The organism is Vibrio sp. Vb339, assembly GCF_902751245.1.
GTDB classification, from domain to species: domain Bacteria; phylum Pseudomonadota; class Gammaproteobacteria; order Enterobacterales; family Vibrionaceae; genus Vibrio; species Vibrio coralliirubri.
Window position 1 is genome coordinate 1 of the sequence record NZ_CADDIS010000010.1, and the last position, 17,413, is coordinate 17,413.

A 17,413-nucleotide genomic window follows, 5' to 3' on the forward strand; every position below is an offset into this window, starting at 1 on the left:
CCACCGAGATCTACACCTCTCTATTCGTCGGCAGCGTCAATGTGTATAAGAGACAGATCCTACGTGTAGGTGACGAAGTAGAAATCGTTGGTATCAAAGAGACTACTCTTACTACTTGTACTGGTGTTGAAATGTTCCGTAAACTGCTTGACGAAGGTCGTGCAGGTGAGAACGTTGGTGCACTTCTACGTGGTACTAAGCGTGATGACGTTGAACGTGGTCAAGTACTTTCTGCGAAAGGTTCTATCAACCCACACACTAAGTTTGAGTCTGAAGTATACGTACTTTCTAAAGACGAAGGCGGCCGTCACACTCCTTTCTTCAAAGGTTACCGTCCACAGTTCTACTTCCGTACAACTGACGTAACAGGCGACATCACTCTACCAGAAGGCGTAGAAATGGTAATGCCAGGTGACAACGTTCAAATGACTGTTGAGCTAATCGCTCCAATCGCAATGGACGAAGGTCTACGTTTCGCAATCCGCGAAGGTGGCCGTACAGTTGGTGCTGGTGTTGTAGCTAAAATCTTCGCTTAATAGCATTTAGATTTTTGCACACTCTTCATTAGAAGAGCACGCATCTGAAAAGGGGAGCTTCGGCTTCCCTTTTTTATTTTGGTTATAAGGGAAATTCATCGCACTTTATAACAGTTAACTATATTCCAATTTAAATACAGTTATTTACTGACCCACTTTGATCACGCATTTCCGTTATACAACCTTCACAGCCAATTTTTCTAATTACTCGCAAAACACTATAACCAATCGATATAACCAAACAGTAAATATAACTGGTAATAAGAATGATTCCTTTTTATATTTAAGCCTAAGTTAAAGGTTTAGGTTTTAGTATGTACATTTGTTTATGCCATGGGGTTTCGGATAAAAAAATCCGCAAGCTCGTGATAGAAGAGGGCATTACTGACATCAAAGGAATTAAAAAATGTACAGCACTTGGCAGTCAATGCGGCAAGTGTGTACGTTCAGCAAAAGAAGTCATTAACGATACTGCGAAAGACCTGTTCAAACAGGCAAGCTAGTTTTGCCCAAAGGGCATTAGCTTTTTTGACACTTCTCGATTTGGTTCTACAGTTAGAAGAGCCAAAGAGGAGGGCAATGTCATGAAAGGCGATCCAATCATCATTCAACATCTCAATAAAATTCTTGGTAACGAACTCGTCGCGATAAACCAATACTTCTTGCATGCTCGCATGTACAAAGATTGGGGTTTAAAGCATCTGGCCGATAAGGAATACCACGAATCTATCGACGAAATGAAACATGCTGACCATTTAATTGAACGCATACTATTTTTAGAAGGCCTCCCAAACCTTCAAGATTTGGGTAAGTTGAAAATTGGTGAAGATACTGAAGAGATGCTTCAGTGTGATTTATCTCTTGAGATGGAAGCTATACCTGATTTGAAAAATGCCATCGCGTACGCAGAAGATATTCACGACTATGTATCGCGAGATCTATTTCAAGACATCTTAGAAGATGAGGAAGATCACGTCGATTGGTTAGAAACTCAACTTGGTTTAATCAAAATGACTGGGATCCAAAATTATCTACAAGCTCAATATGTGGATGAAGATGACGGTTAAAATACCATAAATAAAAGAGGTAACAGCTGAGGCTTAACCGAGCTGTTACCTTGCTTTCAATTTCCAGCGGTAGGGCACTACCGTACAATACAAACTCCCCAGTTATCCCCGTAAATAGATTCTGCGTTTATTTTTCAAACACCGCTTGCAACTTAAAGTGTGATCTGTATAATGCATCGCACTGGCTAACGCTGGTTGTGAACCAATGAGCACTGAGGAGTAGGTCTTACCTAGTAATGTATACTCAGCTTATGTTCGCGGTTAATAAAAATAGTAAACTTCTTGTTTGCTTCAAAAGTTAACTGACAATGCGTCCTAATTTTGGATGCTACGGTTTCACATAAATCAATCGGCATTCTCTCGTTTTATCGGGTTTGAGTGGCGATATTGTTTGTGTAATTTTTAATAATTGGAGCTCTGTCTCATGCAGAACCAACGTATTCGTATCCGCCTTAAAGCGTTTGATTACAAGCTAATCGATGCTTCAACTGCGGAAATCGTTGAAACAGCAAAACGTACTGGCGCACAGGTTCGTGGTCCTATTCCACTACCTACTCGTAAAGAGCGTTTCACTGTTCTTACCTCTCCACACGTCAACAAAGATGCACGTGACCAGTACGAAATTCGTACTCACAAGCGTTTGATCGACATCGTTGAGCCAACAGATAAAACTGTTGATGCTCTAATGCGTCTTGATCTTGCAGCTGGCGTTGATGTTCAAATCAGCCTAGGTTAAGGGAGATAAGAATAATGATTGGTCTAGTCGGACGTAAAGTGGGTATGACCCGCGTATTTACTGAAGAAGGCGTTTCTATCCCAGTAACTGTTGTTGAGGTTGAAGCGAACCGTATTTCTCAAGTTAAAACTCTTGAGACTGATGGCTACGCAGCAATCCAAGTAACTACTGGTGCTAAGAAAGCTAACCGTGTAACTAAACCTGAAGCTGGTCACTTCGCGAAAGCGGGTGTAGAAGCAGGTCGCGGTCTTTGGGAATTCCGTTTAGAAAACGGCGAAGAGTTTGAAGTTGGCGCTGAGCTAAACGTAGAACTTTTCAACGAAATTAAAAAAGTAGACGTTACTGGTACATCTAAAGGTAAAGGCTTCCAAGGCGCTATCAAGCGTTGGAACTTCTCTACTCAAGATATGACTCACGGTAACTCTTTGTCTCACCGCGCACCGGGTTCAATTGGCCAATGTCAAACTCCAGGCCGCGTGTTTAAAGGCAAGAAAATGGCAGGTCACATGGGTGCTGAGCGTGTAACGACTCAAAACCTAGAGATCGTACGTGTTGACGCTGAGCGCAATCTACTCCTTATTAAAGGTGCAGTACCGGGCTCAACAGGCGGAAACGTGATCGTAAAACCTGCTGTTAAAGCATAACGTCTAGGAGTAAGTAATGGAATTGATGGTTAAAGGTGCTGATGCACTAACTGTTTCCGAGACTACTTTCGGACGTGACTTCAACGAAGCTCTTGTACACCAAGTAGTTGTTGCATATGCAGCAGGTGCTCGTCAAGGTACTCGTGCTCAAAAGACTCGTTCTGAAGTATCTGGCGGTGGCGCTAAGCCATGGCGTCAAAAAGGTACTGGCCGCGCACGTGCTGGTACAATTCGTAGCCCAATCTGGCGTACAGGTGGTGTTACTTTTGCTGCGAAACCACAAGATCACAGCCAAAAAGTAAACAAAAAAATGTACCGCGGTGCTATGAAGAGCATTCTTTCTGAGCTAGTTCGTCAAGAGCGTTTAATCGTTGTTGATAACTTCTCTGTAGAAGCACCAAAAACAAAAGAACTTGTAGCTAAGCTTAAAGAGCTTGAGCTAAGCGACGTTCTGATTGTGACTGGCGAAGTAGATGAAAATCTATTCTTAGCTGCTCGTAACCTATACAAAGTAGATGCACGTGATGTTGCTGGTGTTGATCCAGTATCACTAATCGCTTTCGACAAGGTTCTAATGACTGCTGACGCAGTTAAGCAAGTTGAGGAGATGCTAGCATGATCACTGAAGAGCGTATCTTAAAAGTTCTACGTGCTCCGCACATCTCTGAAAAAGCAACTATGGCAGCTGAGAAAGCGAACACTATCGTTTTCAAAGTAGCTAAAGATGCAACTAAGAAAGAGATCAAAGCAGCTGTAGAAAAGCTATTTGAAGTTGAAGTTAAGTCTGTAAATACTCTTGTATTAAAGGGTAAGACCAAACGTCAAGGTATGCGTGAAGGCCGTCGTTCAGACGTTAAGAAAGCCTACGTTACTTTGAAAGAAGGTCAAGATCTTGACTTCGTTGGCGGCGCGGAATAACAGGAGTAGTAAAAATGGCTATTGTTAAATGTAAGCCGACTTCCCCTGGTCGTCGTCACGTCGTTAAAGTTGTTAACGCTGACCTACACAAGGGTAAGCCATACGCACCACTTCTAGAGAAAAACTCTAAGAACGGTGGTCGTAACAACAACGGTCGTATTACAGTACGTCACATCGGTGGTGGTCATAAGCACCATTACCGTCTGATTGACTTCAAACGTACTAAAGATGGCATCCCAGCGAAAGTTGAGCGTCTAGAATACGATCCAAACCGTAGTGCTAACATCGCTCTAGTTCTGTACGCAGACGGTGAGCGTCGTTACATCATTGCACCTAAAGGTGTTAACGCAGGCGACCAGATTCAATCTGGCGTAGATGCTGCAATCAAAGCAGGTAACACTCTGCCGATGCGCAACATCCCAGTAGGTTCTACTGTACACTGTGTTGAACTTAAGCCTGGTAAAGGTGCTCAACTAGCTCGTTCGGCTGGTGCTTATGCTCAAATCATCGCTCGCGATGGTGCATACGTAACTATCCGTCTACGTTCTGGTGAGATGCGCAAAGTTCTTTCTGAAGGTCGTGCAACGATCGGTGAAGTTGGTAACTCTGAGCATATGCTACGTGAACTTGGTAAAGCTGGTGCTTCACGCTGGCGCGGCGTACGTCCAACCGTACGTGGTGTAGTAATGAACCCGGTGGATCACCCACATGGTGGTGGTGAAGGCCGCACATCTGGTGGTCGTCACCCAGTTTCTCCTTGGGGCGTTCCTACTAAGGGCTTCAAGACTCGTAAGAACAAGCGCACTGACAAGTACATCGTACGTCGTCGCACTAAATAATTTATAAAGAGGAATCGCCATGCCACGTTCTCTCAAGAAAGGTCCTTTTATTGACCTACACTTGCTGAAGAAGGTAGAGAAAGCGGTGGAAAGCGGAGACAAAAAGCCTATTAAGACTTGGTCCCGTCGCTCAATGATCATCCCAACAATGATTGGTTTGACCATCGCTGTCCATAATGGTCGTCAGCACGTTCCAGTTTTCGTTACCGAAGAAATGATCGGTCACAAACTGGGCGAATTTGCACCAACTCGTACTTATCGCGGTCATGCTGCAGATAAGAAAGCTAAGAAGAAATAAGGAGTAGATGATGGAAGCTTTAGCTAAACATAACTTTGCTCGTATTTCTCCACAGAAAGCTCGCTTAGTTGCAGACCAAATTCGCGGTAAGTCGGTAGACCAAGCTCTAGAAATTCTAACTTTCAGCAACAAAAAAGCTGCTGTATTAGTTAAGAAGGTTCTTGAGTCAGCTATCGCTAACGCGGAACATAACGAAGGTGCAGATATCGACGATCTAAATGTCGCTAAAATCTTCGTAGATGAGGGCCCTATCATGAAGCGTATTATGCCTCGTGCTAAAGGTCGTGCGGATCGTATCTTGAAGCGTTCAAGCCACATCACTATTGTTGTAGCAGATCGCTAAAGACTAGGAGAGTAAGCAATGGGTCAGAAAGTACATCCTAATGGTATTCGTCTTGGCATCGTTAAGCCTTGGAATGCTACATGGTTTGCTAATACCAACGAATTCGCTGACAACCTAGACGGCGACTTCAAGGTACGTCAGTTCCTTACAAAGGAACTACAAAAAGCATCATTATCTCGTATCGTTATCGAGCGTCCAGCTAAGAGCATCCGTGTGACTATTCACACTGCTCGTCCTGGCGTTGTTATCGGTAAGAAAGGTGAAGACGTAGAGAAGCTACGCGCAGCTGTAGCTAAAATCGCAGGTGTACCAGCGCAAATTAACATCGCTGAAGTACGTAAGCCTGAGCTAGATGGTCAGCTTGTAGCTGATAGCATCGCGTCTCAACTAGAGCGTCGTGTTATGTTCCGTCGTGCAATGAAGCGTGCGGTACAAAATGCTATGCGTCTAGGCGCTAAAGGCATCAAAGTACAAGTAGGCGGCCGTCTTGGCGGTGCTGAAATCGCACGTTCTGAGTGGTACCGTGAAGGCCGTGTGCCTCTACACACTCTACGTGCAGACATTGATTACGCAACTTCTTCGGCTCACACTCAATACGGTGTGATCGGCATTAAAGTTTGGATCTTCAAAGGTGAGATTCTAGGCGGTATGCCAGCTGCTAACGCAGTAGAGCCAAAAGGCGATAAGCCTAAGAAGCAGCGTAAAGGCCGTAAGTAAGGAGTCGAACGATGCTACAACCAAAACGTACTAAGTTCCGCAAGGTTATGACTGGTCGTAACCGTGGTCTAGCTAAAGGTACTGAAGTAAGCTTCGGCGAATTCGGTCTTAAAGCTGTTGGCCGTGGTCGTCTGACTGCACGTCAAATCGAAGCGGCACGTCGTGCTATGACACGTCACATTAAGCGTCAAGGTCAAATCTGGATCCGTGTATTCCCAGACAAGCCGATTACTGAAAAGCCTCTTGAAGTTCGTCAAGGTAAAGGTAAAGGTTCAGTTGCGTACTGGGTTGCTCAAATCCAACCAGGCAAAGTTATGTACGAGATGAATGGCGTACCTGAAGAGTTGGCACGTGAAGCGTTCCGCCTAGCGGCACGTAAACTGCCTGTTAAAACTACTTTTGTAACTAAGCAGGTGATGTGATGAAAGCACAAGATCTACGCGAAAAGAACGTTGAAGAGCTTAACGCTGAGCTATTGAATTTGCTACGTGAACAGTTCAACTTGCGCATGCAAGCTGCAACTGGTCAACTACAGCAAACTCATACTCTAAAAGCTGTACGCCGTGACATCGCACGTGTGAAAACTGTTTTGACTGAAAAGGCAGGCGCATAATGAGCGAAACTAACCGCATCCAGCAAGGCCGTGTAGTAAGTGACAAGATGGACAAGTCTATCGTTGTTGCTATTGAGCGCACTGTAAAACACCCAATTTACGGTAAGTTCATCAAACGCACGACTAAAGTACACGCACACGACGAAGACAACACTTGTGGCCTAGGCGACAAAGTTGAAATCGCTGAGTGTCGTCCTCTGTCTAAGACTAAGTCTTGGACATTGGTTAAAGTTCTAGAAAAAGCGAAGATTTAATCTTTGTAATTCTATAACTTATAAGCGGCTCCAAATAATTTTTTGGAGCCGCTTGTTTTTTGTCTACCCAATTTAAAAAAAGGGTGGTACAATTCGCGTCCCTTTTAAAGAGGCAGCCCGACCCGAGAGGGTCTAGTTTTAATATTTAGCGGAGCACTAACAATGATCCAGATGCAAAGTACACTTGACGCAGCAGATAACTCTGGCGCGCGCAAGGTAATGTGTATTAAGGTTCTGGGTGGCTCTCACCGCCGTTATGCACATATCGGTGACGTCATCAAGGTTACAGTGAAGGAAGCGATTCCTCGCGGTAAAGTAAAGAAAGGTGATGTTCTGAAGGCGGTAGTAGTGCGCACCCGTAAAGGCGTTCGTCGCCCAGACGGTTCTGTCATTCGCTTCGACAGTAATGCTTGTGTATTGTTAAATGACACTACTGAGCAACCAGTCGGCACACGTATCTTTGGTCCTGTGACTCGTGAACTTCGTAACGCGAAATTCATGAAGATTGTATCACTAGCACCTGAAGTTCTGTAAGGAGCGGCAATATGGCAGCTAAAATCCGTCGTAATGACGAAGTAATCATTCTTGCTGGTAAAGATAAAGGCAAGAAAGGTAAAGTAACTAAGGTTCTGACAACTGGTAAAGTTATCGTTGAAGGCATCAACCTTGTTAAGAAACACCAAAAGCCGGTTCCGGCTCTAGGTCAACAAGGTGGCATCGTTGAACAAGAAGCAGCTATTGATGCTTCTAACGTTGCTGTTTTTAACGCGGCTACTGGTAAAGCAGACCGTATCGGTTTCCGTATCGAAGATGGCAAGAAAGTTCGTTTCTTCAAATCTAACGGCGAAACTGTTTCTAACTAATTAGAAGTAATTTGGAGTTCTACTATGGCGAAACTGCATGATTACTACAAGTCGTCTGTAGTCGCTGAGCTTACCAAAGAGTTCAGCTACACAAGCGTCATGCAAGTCCCTAGGATTGAGAAAATCACCCTAAACATGGGCGTTGGTGAAGCAATCAACGATAAGAAACTGCTAGAAAACGCAGCAGCTGATATGGCAACGATCTCTGGTCAAAAGCCACTTATCACTAAAGCGCGTAAATCTGTAGCTGGTTTCAAAATTCGTGAAGGCTACCCAATTGGTTGTAAAGTAACCTTGCGTGGTGAGCGCATGTGGGAATTTTTAGAGCGTTTAATCTCTATCGCACTTCCACGTGTACGTGATTTCCGTGGTGTTAGCGCTAAGTCTTTTGACGGTCGCGGTAACTACAGCATGGGCGTTCGCGAGCAAATCATCTTTCCGGAAATCGACTACGATAAAGTCGATCGTGTCCGCGGTCTTGATATCACTATCACGACTTCTGCGGGTTCCGATGAGGAAGGCCGAGCTCTGCTGGCTGCCTTTAACTTCCCATTCCGTAAGTAAGGGTAGGGTTACTGTTATGGCTAAACAATCAATGAAAGCACGTGAAGCTAAACGTGCAAAACTAGTAGCTAAGTTCGCTGAAAAGCGTTCTGCGCTAAAAGTTATCATTAGCGATGTAAACGCATCTGAAGAAGATCGTTGGAATGCGGTTCTTAAACTGCAATCTCTTCCACGTGATTCAAGTGCATCACGTCAGCGCAACCGTTGCAACCAAACTGGTCGTCCACACGGTTACCTACGTAAATTCGGTCTAAGCCGCATTAAGGTTCGTGAAGCTTGCATGAAAGGCGAGATTCCGGGTCTTCGTAAGGCTAGCTGGTAATTGCCACTTAATCATTTGGAGTAAATCTTATGAGCATGCAAGATCCGATTTCGGATATGCTGACCCGAGTTCGTAACGGTCAGGCAGCAAACAAAGTTGCTGTAAAAATGCCTTCTTCAAAGCTTAAAGTTGCAATTGCTGCATTACTTAAAGCTGAAGGTTACATCGTAGACTTCGCTGTTAACAGCGAAGCAAAACCTGAGCTAGAAGTTACTCTTAAGTACTTCCAAGCTAAACCTGTAATCGAGCAAATCAAGCGTGTATCACGTCCTGGTCTAAGAGTTTATAAAAATAAAGACTCTTTACCTACAGTGATGGGTGGTCTTGGTATTGCAGTTGTTTCTACTTCCAAGGGTCTGATGTCTGACCGTGCTGCTCGTAAAGCAGGTCTTGGCGGTGAAATCATCTGTTACGTAGCTTAAGGAGTAGATTATGTCTCGTGTTGCTAAAGCACCTGTCGCTATTCCAGCTGGCGTAGAGGTGAAACTAAACGGCCAAGAAGTTACTGTAAAAGGTAGCAAAGGTGAGCTTACTCGCGTTCTTAACAGCGCCGTAGTTATTGCACAGGAAGAAACCAACCTAACTTTCGGTCCGAAAGAAGGTGTTACTAACGCATGGGCACAAGCTGGTACAGCTCGCGCTCTAGTTAATAACATGGTTGTGGGTGTTACTGAGGGCTTCACTAAGAAGCTAACTCTTAAGGGTGTTGGTTACCGTGCTGCTATGAAAGGCAACTCTGTAGCTCTAACTCTTGGTTTTTCTCACCCAGTAGAGCACGCTCTACCTGAAGGTATTAAAGCTGAGTGCCCTAGCCAAACTGAGATCATCATTACTGGTTGCGATAAGCAAGTAGTAGGTCAAGTTGCGGCTGACATTCGTTCTTACCGTGCTCCTGAGCCTTACAAAGGCAAAGGTGTTCGTTACGCAGATGAAAATGTGCGTACTAAAGAAGCTAAGAAGAAGTAAGGTATCACTATGGATAAGAAAGCATCTCGCATCCGTCGTGCTACACGTGCACGTCGTAAGATTGCAGAACTTGGTGCAACTCGCCTGGTAGTACACCGTACTCCTCGCCATGTTTACGCACAAGTTATCGCGGCAAACGGCTCTGAGGTTATCGCAGCTGCTTCTACTGTAGAAAAAGCGATCCGTGAGCAAGTTAAGAACACTGGTAACGTTGATGCAGCTAAAGCAGTTGGTAAAGCTGTTGCTGAGCGCGCTCTTGAAAAAGGCGTAGCTTCAGTTGCATTCGATCGTTCTGGTTTCCAATACCACGGTCGAGTAGCGGCGCTAGCAGATTCTGCTCGCGAAGCTGGTCTGAAATTCTAAGGTAGGGTTGGAAGATGGCTAAAGAACAACAACAAGCTAATGATTTGCAAGAAAAGCTGATCGCAGTTAACCGTGTATCTAAGACGGTTAAAGGTGGTCGAATCATGAGCTTCACTGCACTAACAGTAGTTGGTGACGGTAATGGTCGTGTAGGTTTCGGTTACGGCAAAGCTCGTGAAGTACCTGCTGCGATTCAAAAAGCAATGGAAAAAGCGCGTCGTAACATGGTTACTGTTGCGCTTAACGAAGGCACTCTTCACCACCCGGTGAAAGGTCGTCATTCGGGCTCTAAAGTTTACATGCAGCCAGCTGCTGAAGGTACAGGTGTTATTGCCGGTGGTGCAATGCGTGCCGTACTTGAAGTTGCAGGCGTACATAACGTACTTTCTAAAGCATACGGTTCAACGAACCCTATCAACGTTGTTCGCGCAACGATTGGTGCTCTAGTAGACGTTAAGTCACCAGAAATGGTTGCTGCTAAACGTGGTCTAACTGTTGAATCTATTTCGGAGTAAGCACACGATGGCAACTATTAAAGTAACTCAAACTAAAAGCTCAATTGGTCGCCTACCTAAGCACAAAGCGTGTCTTAAAGGTCTAGGTCTTCGTCGCATCAACCATACAGTAGAACTTGAAGATACACCGTGCGTACGCGGTATGATCAACAAGGTTTACTACATGGTTAAGATTGAGGAGTAATCAGAATGCGTTTGAATACTCTATCACCGGCTGCTGGCTCTAAACCTTCTAAGAAGCGTGTAGGTCGTGGTATCGGTTCTGGCCTTGGTAAAACAGGTGGCCGCGGTCACAAAGGTCAAAAGTCACGTTCTGGCGGCTCTGTTCGTCCAGGTTTTGAAGGCGGTCAAATGCCTCTAAAACAACGTTTACCTAAATTCGGTTTCACTTCTCGTAAGAGTCTAGTGTCTGCTGAAGTTCGTCTAGCTGAGCTAGCGAAAGTAACAGGTGACGTAGTTGATCTTAACAGCCTTAAAGCTGCTAACGTTATCACTAAGAACATCGAGTTTGTTAAGATCGTTCTTTCTGGTGACCTAAGCAAAGCTGTGACTGTTAAAGGTCTACGCGTGACTAAAGGCGCTAAAGCTGCAATCGAAGCTGCAGGCGGTAAAATCGAGGAATAATCTCGAGGAACGAGGTACAGATGGCTAAGAAACCAGGACAAGATTTTCGTAGTGCTCAGAGCGGCTTAAGTGAACTAAAGTCGCGCTTATTATTCGTAATTGGTGCACTTTTAGTATTCCGAGCCGGCTCTTTTGTGCCGATCCCTGGTATTGACGCAGCTGTACTTGCCGATTTGTTCGATCAGCAAAAAGGTACCATCGTAGAAATGTTTAACATGTTCTCCGGTGGTGCTCTTGAGCGTGCATCTATATTAGCATTGGGTATCATGCCGTACATTTCGGCATCGATCGTAGTCCAATTGCTAACTGTAGTTCATCCAGCGTTAGCGGAACTCAAGAAAGAGGGTGAAGCAGGCCGTCGTAAGATAAGCCAATATACACGCTACGGCACGCTTGTACTTGCAACATTCCAAGCTATTGGTATCGCAACAGGCTTACCAAACATGGTCGACAATCTGGTTGTTATCAACCAAACCATGTTTACGCTTATTGCTACCGTGAGTTTAGTAACTGGTACCATGTTCTTAATGTGGTTAGGTGAACAAATCACTGAGCGAGGAATCGGTAATGGTATTTCCATTCTGATTTTTGCAGGTATTGTTGCTGGATTGCCTTCTGCAATCGGTCAAACAATCGAGCAAGCGCGTCAAGGTGAATTGCATGTGCTTCTTCTGCTGTTGATTGCTGTATTGTCTTTTGCTGTTATTTACTTCGTAGTTTTCATGGAACGTGGTCAACGTCGTATCGTCGTTAACTATGCGAAACGTCAACAAGGTCGTAAAGTTTTTGCAGCACAAAGCTCGCACTTGCCTCTTAAGATTAATATGGCAGGTGTTATTCCAGCGATTTTCGCATCAAGTATTATTTTGTTCCCAGGAACATTAGCGCAGTGGTTTGGTCAAAATGGTGAAAGCAGCGCGTTCGGTTGGTTAACTGACGTGTCATTAGCTCTTAGCCCAGGTCAACCTTTGTATGTAATGCTTTATGCAGCAGCTATAATCTTCTTCTGTTTCTTCTATACAGCGTTGGTGTTTAACCCACGTGAAACAGCTGATAACTTGAAGAAGTCTGGTGCATTCGTACCCGGTATCCGCCCAGGTGAGCAGACAGCGAAATATATCGATAAAGTGATGACTAGACTAACCCTTGCGGGCGCTCTATACATTACTTTTATATGTCTGATTCCTGAGTTCATGATGGTCGCGTGGAACGTTCGTTTCTACTTTGGCGGCACATCACTACTAATCGTAGTGGTAGTTATCATGGATTTCATGGCACAGGTACAGACTCATCTGATGTCACAACAGTATGATTCTGTGTTAAAGAAAGCGAATCTGAAGGGTTACGGCCGTTAATTCGGTGGTAACAATTTCGATTCCATTTACGGAGTTTAGCAATGAAAGTTCGTGCTTCCGTTAAAAAAATCTGCCGTAACTGTAAAGTTATCAAGCGTAACGGTGTCGTTCGCGTGATTTGCAGTGAGCCAAAGCATAAGCAACGCCAAGGCTAATTAGCAGAAATTTTTACTTGAAATACAAGGTAGAGTCGAGTATATTCCTCGGCCTACCTTTTGCGTGCAAAAGAAGTAGTATGCCGCAGCGTATCCATAACGGGCTTTGCTGCGGATAATTCTTTTATGAACCCCTTAGGAGTGAATAATGGCCCGTATAGCCGGCATTAACATTCCTGATCATAAGCATTCTGTAATTGCACTTACTGCAATCTACGGTATCGGTAAAACTCGCTCTCAAGCTATTCTAGCTGAAGTGGGTATTGCTGAAGATGCTAAGATCAGTGAACTAACTGAAGAGCAGATCGATCAACTGCGTGATGGTGTAGCTAAGTACACTGTAGAAGGTGATCTACGTCGTGAAGTATCGATGAACATCAAGCGTCTTATGGACCTTGGCTGTTACCGCGGTCTTCGTCATCGTCGCAGTCTACCACTACGTGGACAGCGTACTAAAACCAACGCTCGCACCCGTAAGGGTCCGCGCAAGCCGATCAAGAAATAGTCGGATAAGGTAGAGTACAATGGCAAAACAACCAACTCGCGCGCGTAAGCGCGTACGCAAGCAAGTAGCTGATGGCGTAGCGCACATTCATGCTTCTTTCAACAACACAATCGTAACTATCACTGACCGTCAAGGCAACGCTCTTGCATGGGCTACAGCAGGTGGTTCAGGTTTCCGTGGTTCTCGTAAATCTACTCCGTTCGCAGCACAAGTTGCAGCTGAGCGTTGTGGTGAAATGGCTAAAGAATATGGCCTAAAGAACTTGGAAGTTATGGTTAAGGGTCCAGGTCCAGGTCGCGAATCTACTGTTCGTGCACTGAACGCTGCTGGTTTCCGTATCACTAACATTGTTGATGCGACACCAATCCCTCATAACGGTTGTCGTCCACCTAAGAAACGTCGCGTTTAAGTTTCGTTTCTAGGAATATTGGAGAAAGATCATGGCAAGATATTTGGGTCCTAAGCTGAAGCTTAGCCGTCGCGAAGGTACTGACTTATTCCTTAAGTCTGGTGTCCGTGCGATCGATACCAAGTGTAAAATTGATAACGCACCAGGTGTACACGGCGCTCGTCGCGGTCGTCTATCTGAGTATGGCGTTCAGCTTCGTGAGAAGCAAAAAGTTCGTCGTATCTACGGCGTTCTAGAAAAACAATTCCGCAACTACTACAAAGAAGCTGCACGTCTTAAAGGCAACACAGGTGCAAACCTGCTTCAGCTTCTTGAAGGTCGTCTTGATAACGTAGTTTACCGTATGGGCTTTGGCGCTACTCGTGCTGAATCTCGTCAACTAGTTAGCCACAAGTCTATTCTAGTTAACGGTAAAGTTGTAAACGTTCCTTCTTTCAAAGTAGCGGCAAACGACGTTGTTTCTATCCGCGAGAAAGCTAAACAGCAATCTCGTATTAAAGCGGCTCTAGAAGTTGCTGAACAACGTGAAAAGCCAACTTGGATTGAAGTAGATGCTGGCAAAATGGAAGGTACATTCAAGCGTATGCCTGAGCGTTCTGACCTATCAGCTGACATCAATGAACACTTGATCGTCGAACTTTACTCTAAGTAAGGTTAAAAAAAGAGAGGACACAATGCAGGGTTCTGTAACAGAATTTCTTAAGCCGCGTCTTGTTGACATTGAACAGATCAATACGACACACGCGAAAGTAACTCTTGAGCCATTAGAGCGCGGTTTCGGCCACACTCTAGGTAATGCTCTTCGCCGCATTCTTCTATCTTCTATGCCGGGTTGTGCCGTAACAGAAGTTGAAATTGAAGGTGTGCTACACGAATACAGCACTAAAGAAGGCGTTCAGGAAGATATCCTGGAAATCCTTCTAAACCTTAAAGGTTTGGCTGTACGCGTTGCTGAAGGCAAAGATGAAGTGTTTATTACACTGAACAAATCAGGCTCAGGCCCTGTTGTTGCAGGTGACATCACCCACGATGGTGATGTAGAGATCGCTAACCCTGAGCACGTAATTTGTCACCTAACGGATGACAACGCTGAGATCGCTATGCGTATCAAAGTAGAACGTGGTCGTGGTTACGTTCCAGCTTCAGCTCGTATCCATACTGAAGAAGATGAGCGTCCTATCGGTCGTCTACTAGTTGACGCTACTTACAGCCCGGTTGATAAAATCGCTTACGCTGTAGAAGCGGCACGTGTAGAACAACGTACTGATTTAGACAAGCTTGTTATCGATATGGAAACGAACGGTACTCTAGAACCTGAGGAAGCAATCCGTCGTGCAGCTACTATTTTAGCTGAACAACTGGATGCGTTCGTAGATCTTCGTGATGTACGTGTACCTGAGGAGAAGGAAGAGAAGCCAGAATTCGATCCTATCCTACTACGTCCTGTAGACGATCTTGAACTAACAGTTCGCTCTGCTAACTGTTTGAAAGCAGAAGCGATTCACTACATCGGTGATCTTGTACAGCGCACTGAGGTTGAGCTACTTAAAACGCCAAACCTTGGTAAGAAATCTCTTACAGAGATTAAAGATGTGCTTGCTTCACGTGGTCTTTCTCTAGGCATGCGTCTAGAAAACTGGCCACCAGCGTCAATCGCTGAAGATTAATCGAAAAGTTAGAAGGATTAGGTCATGCGCCATCGTAAAAGTGGTCGTCAACTCAACCGCAACAGCAGTCATCGCAAAGCGATGTTCAGCAACATGGCTAGCTCTCTTGTTCGTCACGAAGTTATTAAAACTACCGTGCCTAAAGCAAAAGAACTACGTCGCGTAATTGAGCCATTGATTACCCTAGCTAAGACAGACAGTGTTGCTAACCGTCGTCTTGCATTTGCTCGCACTCGTGATAACGAAGTTGTGGCAAAACTATTTAATGAACTAGGCCCGCGTTTCGCGGCTCGCCAAGGTGGTTACACTCGCATTCTTAAATGTGGTTTCCGTACTGGTGATAAAGCTCCAATGGCTTACATTGAGCTTGTAGACCGCCCAGCTGCTGAAGAAGCTGCTGAGTAATCTATACTAGATTCTTAATACAAAAGCCGAGCATTAGCTCGGCTTTTTTGTGTCTGTAGAACAAGGATAAGATAATAGAAATTGCACCATGATGTTTGGCACTTTTTGCTTGTCTTGTCTGCGCCATTTTTCAAAAATATCTCGTATCTCGTATCTCGTATCTCGTATCTCGTATCTCGTATCTCGTATCTCGTATCTCGTATCTCGTATCTCGTATCTCGTATCTCGTATCTCAAATATCTTTTCTTCCACGCACAAAAAAGAGCACCGAAGTGCCCTTATCAGATTTTTAGCTAGCTATTAATAACTAACGCTATTGCCAAACAGCTGCAAGCGAATCCATCAGGCCGCTCGTTGCACCTTGTGACTGCAGTGCTTGAAGAATGATTGGCGCAAATGTTGTAACCATTGATGGATCCATACCTAATCCAGAAAATGCACTTTCAACGGCACCTTGTGAGCTTAATAGCGATGATAGACCCGTAGACTCAAGGCTCGACATACCCGGAATAAGTGTCGCGAGTTCTTTGTTGTCGGCTGTGCCAAGTGAGTTTTGTGCAAGGGCTAACATTGAACCAATACCGCCAACTGCTTGGTCGCTGGTAACAGAAGCTTGGTCAGCTACCGTATCCACAAGCGGTGTTGTTTCGTTCTGCTGAGACCACATATTCACTGCGGCCATTAGTGCAGTTTGTGATAGTTGGGAATAGTTGGTATCTGATGATGAACTGGTTTGTTCAGAGTCGCTCGTGCTAGCGCAAGAGACAACAGCAAGGCTGCTTAAAACTGTGATGAGTACTTTCTTCATTATTCGTCCTTAAGTAATAAAGTAATTTACTCTTTCACTATAAACGAAAAACGGCGATGTAGTCACATCGCCGTTGGATTATTTCAATTTTATTTGCCTATAGTATTTTTTTTACTAAAGGTTTTTATAAAAATTAAAGAATAGCTAGAAGTTCAACTTCAAATACTAGAGCAGCAAATGGTGGGATTGCAGCACCTGCGCCACGCTCACCGTATGCTAGATCTTGAGGGATGTATAGCTTCCACTTAGAGCCAACAGGCATCATTTGTAGAGCTTGTACCCAACCTTGAATTACGCCAGTTACTGGGAATTCAGCAGGTTGACCGCGAGATACAGAGCTGTCGAAAACAGTACCGTCAGTTAGTTCGCCGTGGTAGTGAACACGTACTTGCTTGTCTGCAGTTGGGATTTCGCCAGTACCTTCAGTTAGTACTTCGTACTGAAGACCAGACTCAAGAACCGTTACTTCTGAACGAAGAGCGTTGTCAGCTAGGAAAGCTTCGCCGTCAGCAGCAGCAGCTTTAGCTAGTTCTTGACGTGCAGCTTCACCACGAGTGTGTAGCTCTTGTAGTGCGTTGTTGATTTCGTCAACTTCGATAGCTGGCATGTCGCCAACTAGAGCTGTTGCGATACCAGCAGCGATTGCGTCAACGTTTAGGCCTTCAAGACCAGAACCAGCAAGTTGTTGGCCCATTTGTAGACCGATACCGTAGCTAGCTTTTTGCTCTACAGTTTCAAATTTTACTTCAGACATGAAAAGTCACTCTTTTTGTCAGTACGAAAAGGGTAAGAATACCAGTATTAGCAGCGTGAAGAAACGGCTAGTCCCTGATCACTTGCGCTTTACCGTGCCCAAATCACAGCCATGTCAATTTTCTCGCTTTGGGCCTTGTTGTGACGGAAAGATCTATACTGTTGGTACTTTGG

At 44.8% G+C, this 17,413-nt stretch carries 33 protein-coding genes; 31 read left to right on the forward strand and 2 right to left on the reverse strand.

What is annotated here, in order from left to right:
- The 31 genes from HRQ85_RS26510 to rplQ form a co-directional block, all read left to right on the forward strand.
- Positions 1-536 (forward strand): EF-Tu/IF-2/RF-3 family GTPase (locus HRQ85_RS26510; RefSeq protein ID WP_253918880.1); only part of this gene is annotated, 536 nt, incomplete at its 5' end.
- A gap of 314 nt (positions 537-850) precedes the next feature.
- A complete protein-coding gene (locus tag HRQ85_RS24015) occupies positions 851-1,039 on the forward strand; it encodes a (2Fe-2S)-binding protein (RefSeq protein WP_017629804.1) in 189 nt (62 codons plus the stop codon).
- An 81-nt stretch (positions 1,040-1,120) separates the two neighbouring features.
- Positions 1,121-1,603 (forward strand): bacterioferritin, encoded by a 483-nt coding sequence (bfr, locus tag HRQ85_RS24020; RefSeq protein ID WP_048605981.1) that lies wholly within the window; start codon positions 1,121-1,123, stop codon positions 1,601-1,603.
- Positions 1,604-2,027: 424 nt separating this feature from the next.
- Positions 2,028-2,339 carry a 30S ribosomal protein S10 gene (gene rpsJ, locus HRQ85_RS24025; protein ID WP_004736761.1) on the forward strand — a complete coding sequence of 104 codons (312 nt, stop codon included), beginning with the start codon at positions 2,028-2,030 and terminating at the stop codon, positions 2,337-2,339.
- A 14-nt stretch (positions 2,340-2,353) separates the two neighbouring features.
- Complete coding sequence (gene rplC / locus HRQ85_RS24030) at positions 2,354-2,983, forward strand: 50S ribosomal protein L3 (RefSeq protein ID WP_004736763.1); 630 nt, start codon at positions 2,354-2,356, stop codon at positions 2,981-2,983.
- Positions 2,984-2,999: 16 nt separating this feature from the next.
- Positions 3,000-3,602 (forward strand): 50S ribosomal protein L4, encoded by a 603-nt coding sequence (rplD, locus tag HRQ85_RS24035; protein WP_004738803.1) that lies wholly within the window; start codon positions 3,000-3,002, stop codon positions 3,600-3,602.
- Positions 3,599-3,901 carry a 50S ribosomal protein L23 gene (gene rplW, locus HRQ85_RS24040; protein WP_004736765.1) on the forward strand — a complete coding sequence of 101 codons (303 nt, stop codon included), beginning with the start codon at positions 3,599-3,601 and terminating at the stop codon, positions 3,899-3,901. Before rplD ends, rplW begins: the two co-directional genes overlap by 4 nt.
- Before the next feature lie 14 nt (positions 3,902-3,915).
- Complete coding sequence (rplB, locus tag HRQ85_RS24045) at positions 3,916-4,740, forward strand: 50S ribosomal protein L2 (protein WP_017076297.1); 825 nt, start codon at positions 3,916-3,918, stop codon at positions 4,738-4,740.
- A 19-nt stretch (positions 4,741-4,759) separates the two neighbouring features.
- A complete protein-coding gene (rpsS, locus tag HRQ85_RS24050; RefSeq protein ID WP_004736729.1) occupies positions 4,760-5,038 on the forward strand; it encodes a 30S ribosomal protein S19 in 279 nt (92 codons plus the stop codon).
- A 10-nt stretch (positions 5,039-5,048) separates the two neighbouring features.
- A complete protein-coding gene (rplV, locus tag HRQ85_RS24055; protein ID WP_004736732.1) occupies positions 5,049-5,381 on the forward strand; it encodes a 50S ribosomal protein L22 in 333 nt (110 codons plus the stop codon).
- Between the two features lie 18 nt (positions 5,382-5,399).
- Positions 5,400-6,098, forward strand: a complete 699-nt coding sequence (rpsC, locus tag HRQ85_RS24060; RefSeq protein WP_004736734.1) for a 30S ribosomal protein S3 — start codon at positions 5,400-5,402, stop codon at positions 6,096-6,098.
- Between the two features lie 11 nt (positions 6,099-6,109).
- Positions 6,110-6,520, forward strand: coding sequence for a 50S ribosomal protein L16 (gene rplP, locus HRQ85_RS24065; protein WP_004736736.1), 411 nt, complete (start codon positions 6,110-6,112; stop codon positions 6,518-6,520).
- Positions 6,520-6,711 carry a 50S ribosomal protein L29 gene (gene rpmC, locus HRQ85_RS24070; RefSeq protein ID WP_004736737.1) on the forward strand — a complete coding sequence of 64 codons (192 nt, stop codon included), beginning with the start codon at positions 6,520-6,522 and terminating at the stop codon, positions 6,709-6,711. The genes rplP and rpmC overlap by 1 nt, the downstream gene beginning before the upstream one ends.
- Positions 6,711-6,965 carry a 30S ribosomal protein S17 gene (gene rpsQ / locus HRQ85_RS24075; RefSeq protein ID WP_004736739.1) on the forward strand — a complete coding sequence of 85 codons (255 nt, stop codon included), beginning with the start codon at positions 6,711-6,713 and terminating at the stop codon, positions 6,963-6,965. The genes rpmC and rpsQ overlap by 1 nt, the downstream gene beginning before the upstream one ends.
- A gap of 162 nt (positions 6,966-7,127) precedes the next feature.
- The gene (gene rplN / locus HRQ85_RS24080) at positions 7,128-7,499 is read left to right on the forward strand and encodes a 50S ribosomal protein L14 (protein ID WP_004736740.1); all 372 of its coding nucleotides are present in this window, start codon (positions 7,128-7,130) and stop codon (positions 7,497-7,499) included.
- Positions 7,500-7,510: 11 nt separating this feature from the next.
- Positions 7,511-7,828 (forward strand): 50S ribosomal protein L24, encoded by a 318-nt coding sequence (rplX, locus tag HRQ85_RS24085; RefSeq protein WP_004738792.1) that lies wholly within the window; start codon positions 7,511-7,513, stop codon positions 7,826-7,828.
- 24 nt (positions 7,829-7,852) lie between these two features.
- The gene (rplE, locus tag HRQ85_RS24090) at positions 7,853-8,392 is read left to right on the forward strand and encodes a 50S ribosomal protein L5 (protein WP_004738790.1); all 540 of its coding nucleotides are present in this window, start codon (positions 7,853-7,855) and stop codon (positions 8,390-8,392) included.
- A gap of 16 nt (positions 8,393-8,408) precedes the next feature.
- A complete protein-coding gene (rpsN, locus tag HRQ85_RS24095) occupies positions 8,409-8,714 on the forward strand; it encodes a 30S ribosomal protein S14 (protein ID WP_004738789.1) in 306 nt (101 codons plus the stop codon).
- Between the two features lie 29 nt (positions 8,715-8,743).
- Positions 8,744-9,136, forward strand: coding sequence for a 30S ribosomal protein S8 (rpsH, locus tag HRQ85_RS24100; RefSeq protein ID WP_017061309.1), 393 nt, complete (start codon positions 8,744-8,746; stop codon positions 9,134-9,136).
- Positions 9,137-9,146: 10 nt separating this feature from the next.
- Positions 9,147-9,680 carry a 50S ribosomal protein L6 gene (gene rplF / locus HRQ85_RS24105; RefSeq protein ID WP_017063712.1) on the forward strand — a complete coding sequence of 178 codons (534 nt, stop codon included), beginning with the start codon at positions 9,147-9,149 and terminating at the stop codon, positions 9,678-9,680.
- A 9-nt stretch (positions 9,681-9,689) separates the two neighbouring features.
- Positions 9,690-10,043, forward strand: coding sequence for a 50S ribosomal protein L18 (gene rplR, locus HRQ85_RS24110; RefSeq protein WP_048605977.1), 354 nt, complete (start codon positions 9,690-9,692; stop codon positions 10,041-10,043).
- Positions 10,044-10,057: 14 nt separating this feature from the next.
- Positions 10,058-10,558, forward strand: a complete 501-nt coding sequence (gene rpsE / locus HRQ85_RS24115; protein WP_004736754.1) for a 30S ribosomal protein S5 — start codon at positions 10,058-10,060, stop codon at positions 10,556-10,558.
- Between the two features lie 7 nt (positions 10,559-10,565).
- Positions 10,566-10,742: a 50S ribosomal protein L30 gene (rpmD, locus tag HRQ85_RS24120; protein WP_004736756.1), complete on the forward strand. Its 177-nt coding sequence runs from the start codon at positions 10,566-10,568 to the stop codon at positions 10,740-10,742.
- 5 nt (positions 10,743-10,747) lie between these two features.
- Entirely contained in the window at positions 10,748-11,182 is a 435-nt protein-coding gene (gene rplO / locus HRQ85_RS24125) for a 50S ribosomal protein L15 (protein WP_004736758.1), read from the forward strand.
- Between the two features lie 20 nt (positions 11,183-11,202).
- Complete coding sequence (secY, locus tag HRQ85_RS24130; RefSeq protein ID WP_004738781.1) at positions 11,203-12,537, forward strand: preprotein translocase subunit SecY; 1,335 nt, start codon at positions 11,203-11,205, stop codon at positions 12,535-12,537.
- 41 nt (positions 12,538-12,578) lie between these two features.
- A complete protein-coding gene (rpmJ, locus tag HRQ85_RS24135; RefSeq protein ID WP_000868186.1) occupies positions 12,579-12,692 on the forward strand; it encodes a 50S ribosomal protein L36 in 114 nt (37 codons plus the stop codon).
- Between the two features lie 148 nt (positions 12,693-12,840).
- Positions 12,841-13,197, forward strand: a complete 357-nt coding sequence (gene rpsM, locus HRQ85_RS24140) for a 30S ribosomal protein S13 (protein ID WP_004738779.1) — start codon at positions 12,841-12,843, stop codon at positions 13,195-13,197.
- A gap of 19 nt (positions 13,198-13,216) precedes the next feature.
- Positions 13,217-13,606, forward strand: coding sequence for a 30S ribosomal protein S11 (rpsK, locus tag HRQ85_RS24145; RefSeq protein WP_004738778.1), 390 nt, complete (start codon positions 13,217-13,219; stop codon positions 13,604-13,606).
- Between the two features lie 31 nt (positions 13,607-13,637).
- Positions 13,638-14,258, forward strand: a complete 621-nt coding sequence (gene rpsD, locus HRQ85_RS24150) for a 30S ribosomal protein S4 (RefSeq protein WP_004738777.1) — start codon at positions 13,638-13,640, stop codon at positions 14,256-14,258.
- Between the two features lie 22 nt (positions 14,259-14,280).
- Positions 14,281-15,273 (forward strand): DNA-directed RNA polymerase subunit alpha, encoded by a 993-nt coding sequence (locus tag HRQ85_RS24155; protein WP_004729813.1) that lies wholly within the window; start codon positions 14,281-14,283, stop codon positions 15,271-15,273.
- Between the two features lie 24 nt (positions 15,274-15,297).
- Positions 15,298-15,678, forward strand: coding sequence for a 50S ribosomal protein L17 (rplQ, locus tag HRQ85_RS24160; protein ID WP_004729812.1), 381 nt, complete (start codon positions 15,298-15,300; stop codon positions 15,676-15,678).
- Between the two features lie 313 nt (positions 15,679-15,991).
- On the opposite strand, the gene HRQ85_RS24165 is transcribed toward rplQ, so the two are convergent.
- Together HRQ85_RS24165 and HRQ85_RS24170 are read right to left on the reverse strand one after the other, a co-directional pair.
- Positions 15,992-16,486, reverse strand: coding sequence for a DUF2780 domain-containing protein (locus tag HRQ85_RS24165; protein WP_050643269.1), 495 nt, complete (start codon positions 16,484-16,486; stop codon positions 15,992-15,994).
- Between the two features lie 133 nt (positions 16,487-16,619).
- Complete coding sequence (locus HRQ85_RS24170) at positions 16,620-17,240, reverse strand: FKBP-type peptidyl-prolyl cis-trans isomerase (RefSeq protein WP_008220519.1); 621 nt, start codon at positions 17,238-17,240, stop codon at positions 16,620-16,622.
- Positions 17,241-17,413 lie beyond the last annotated feature (173 nt).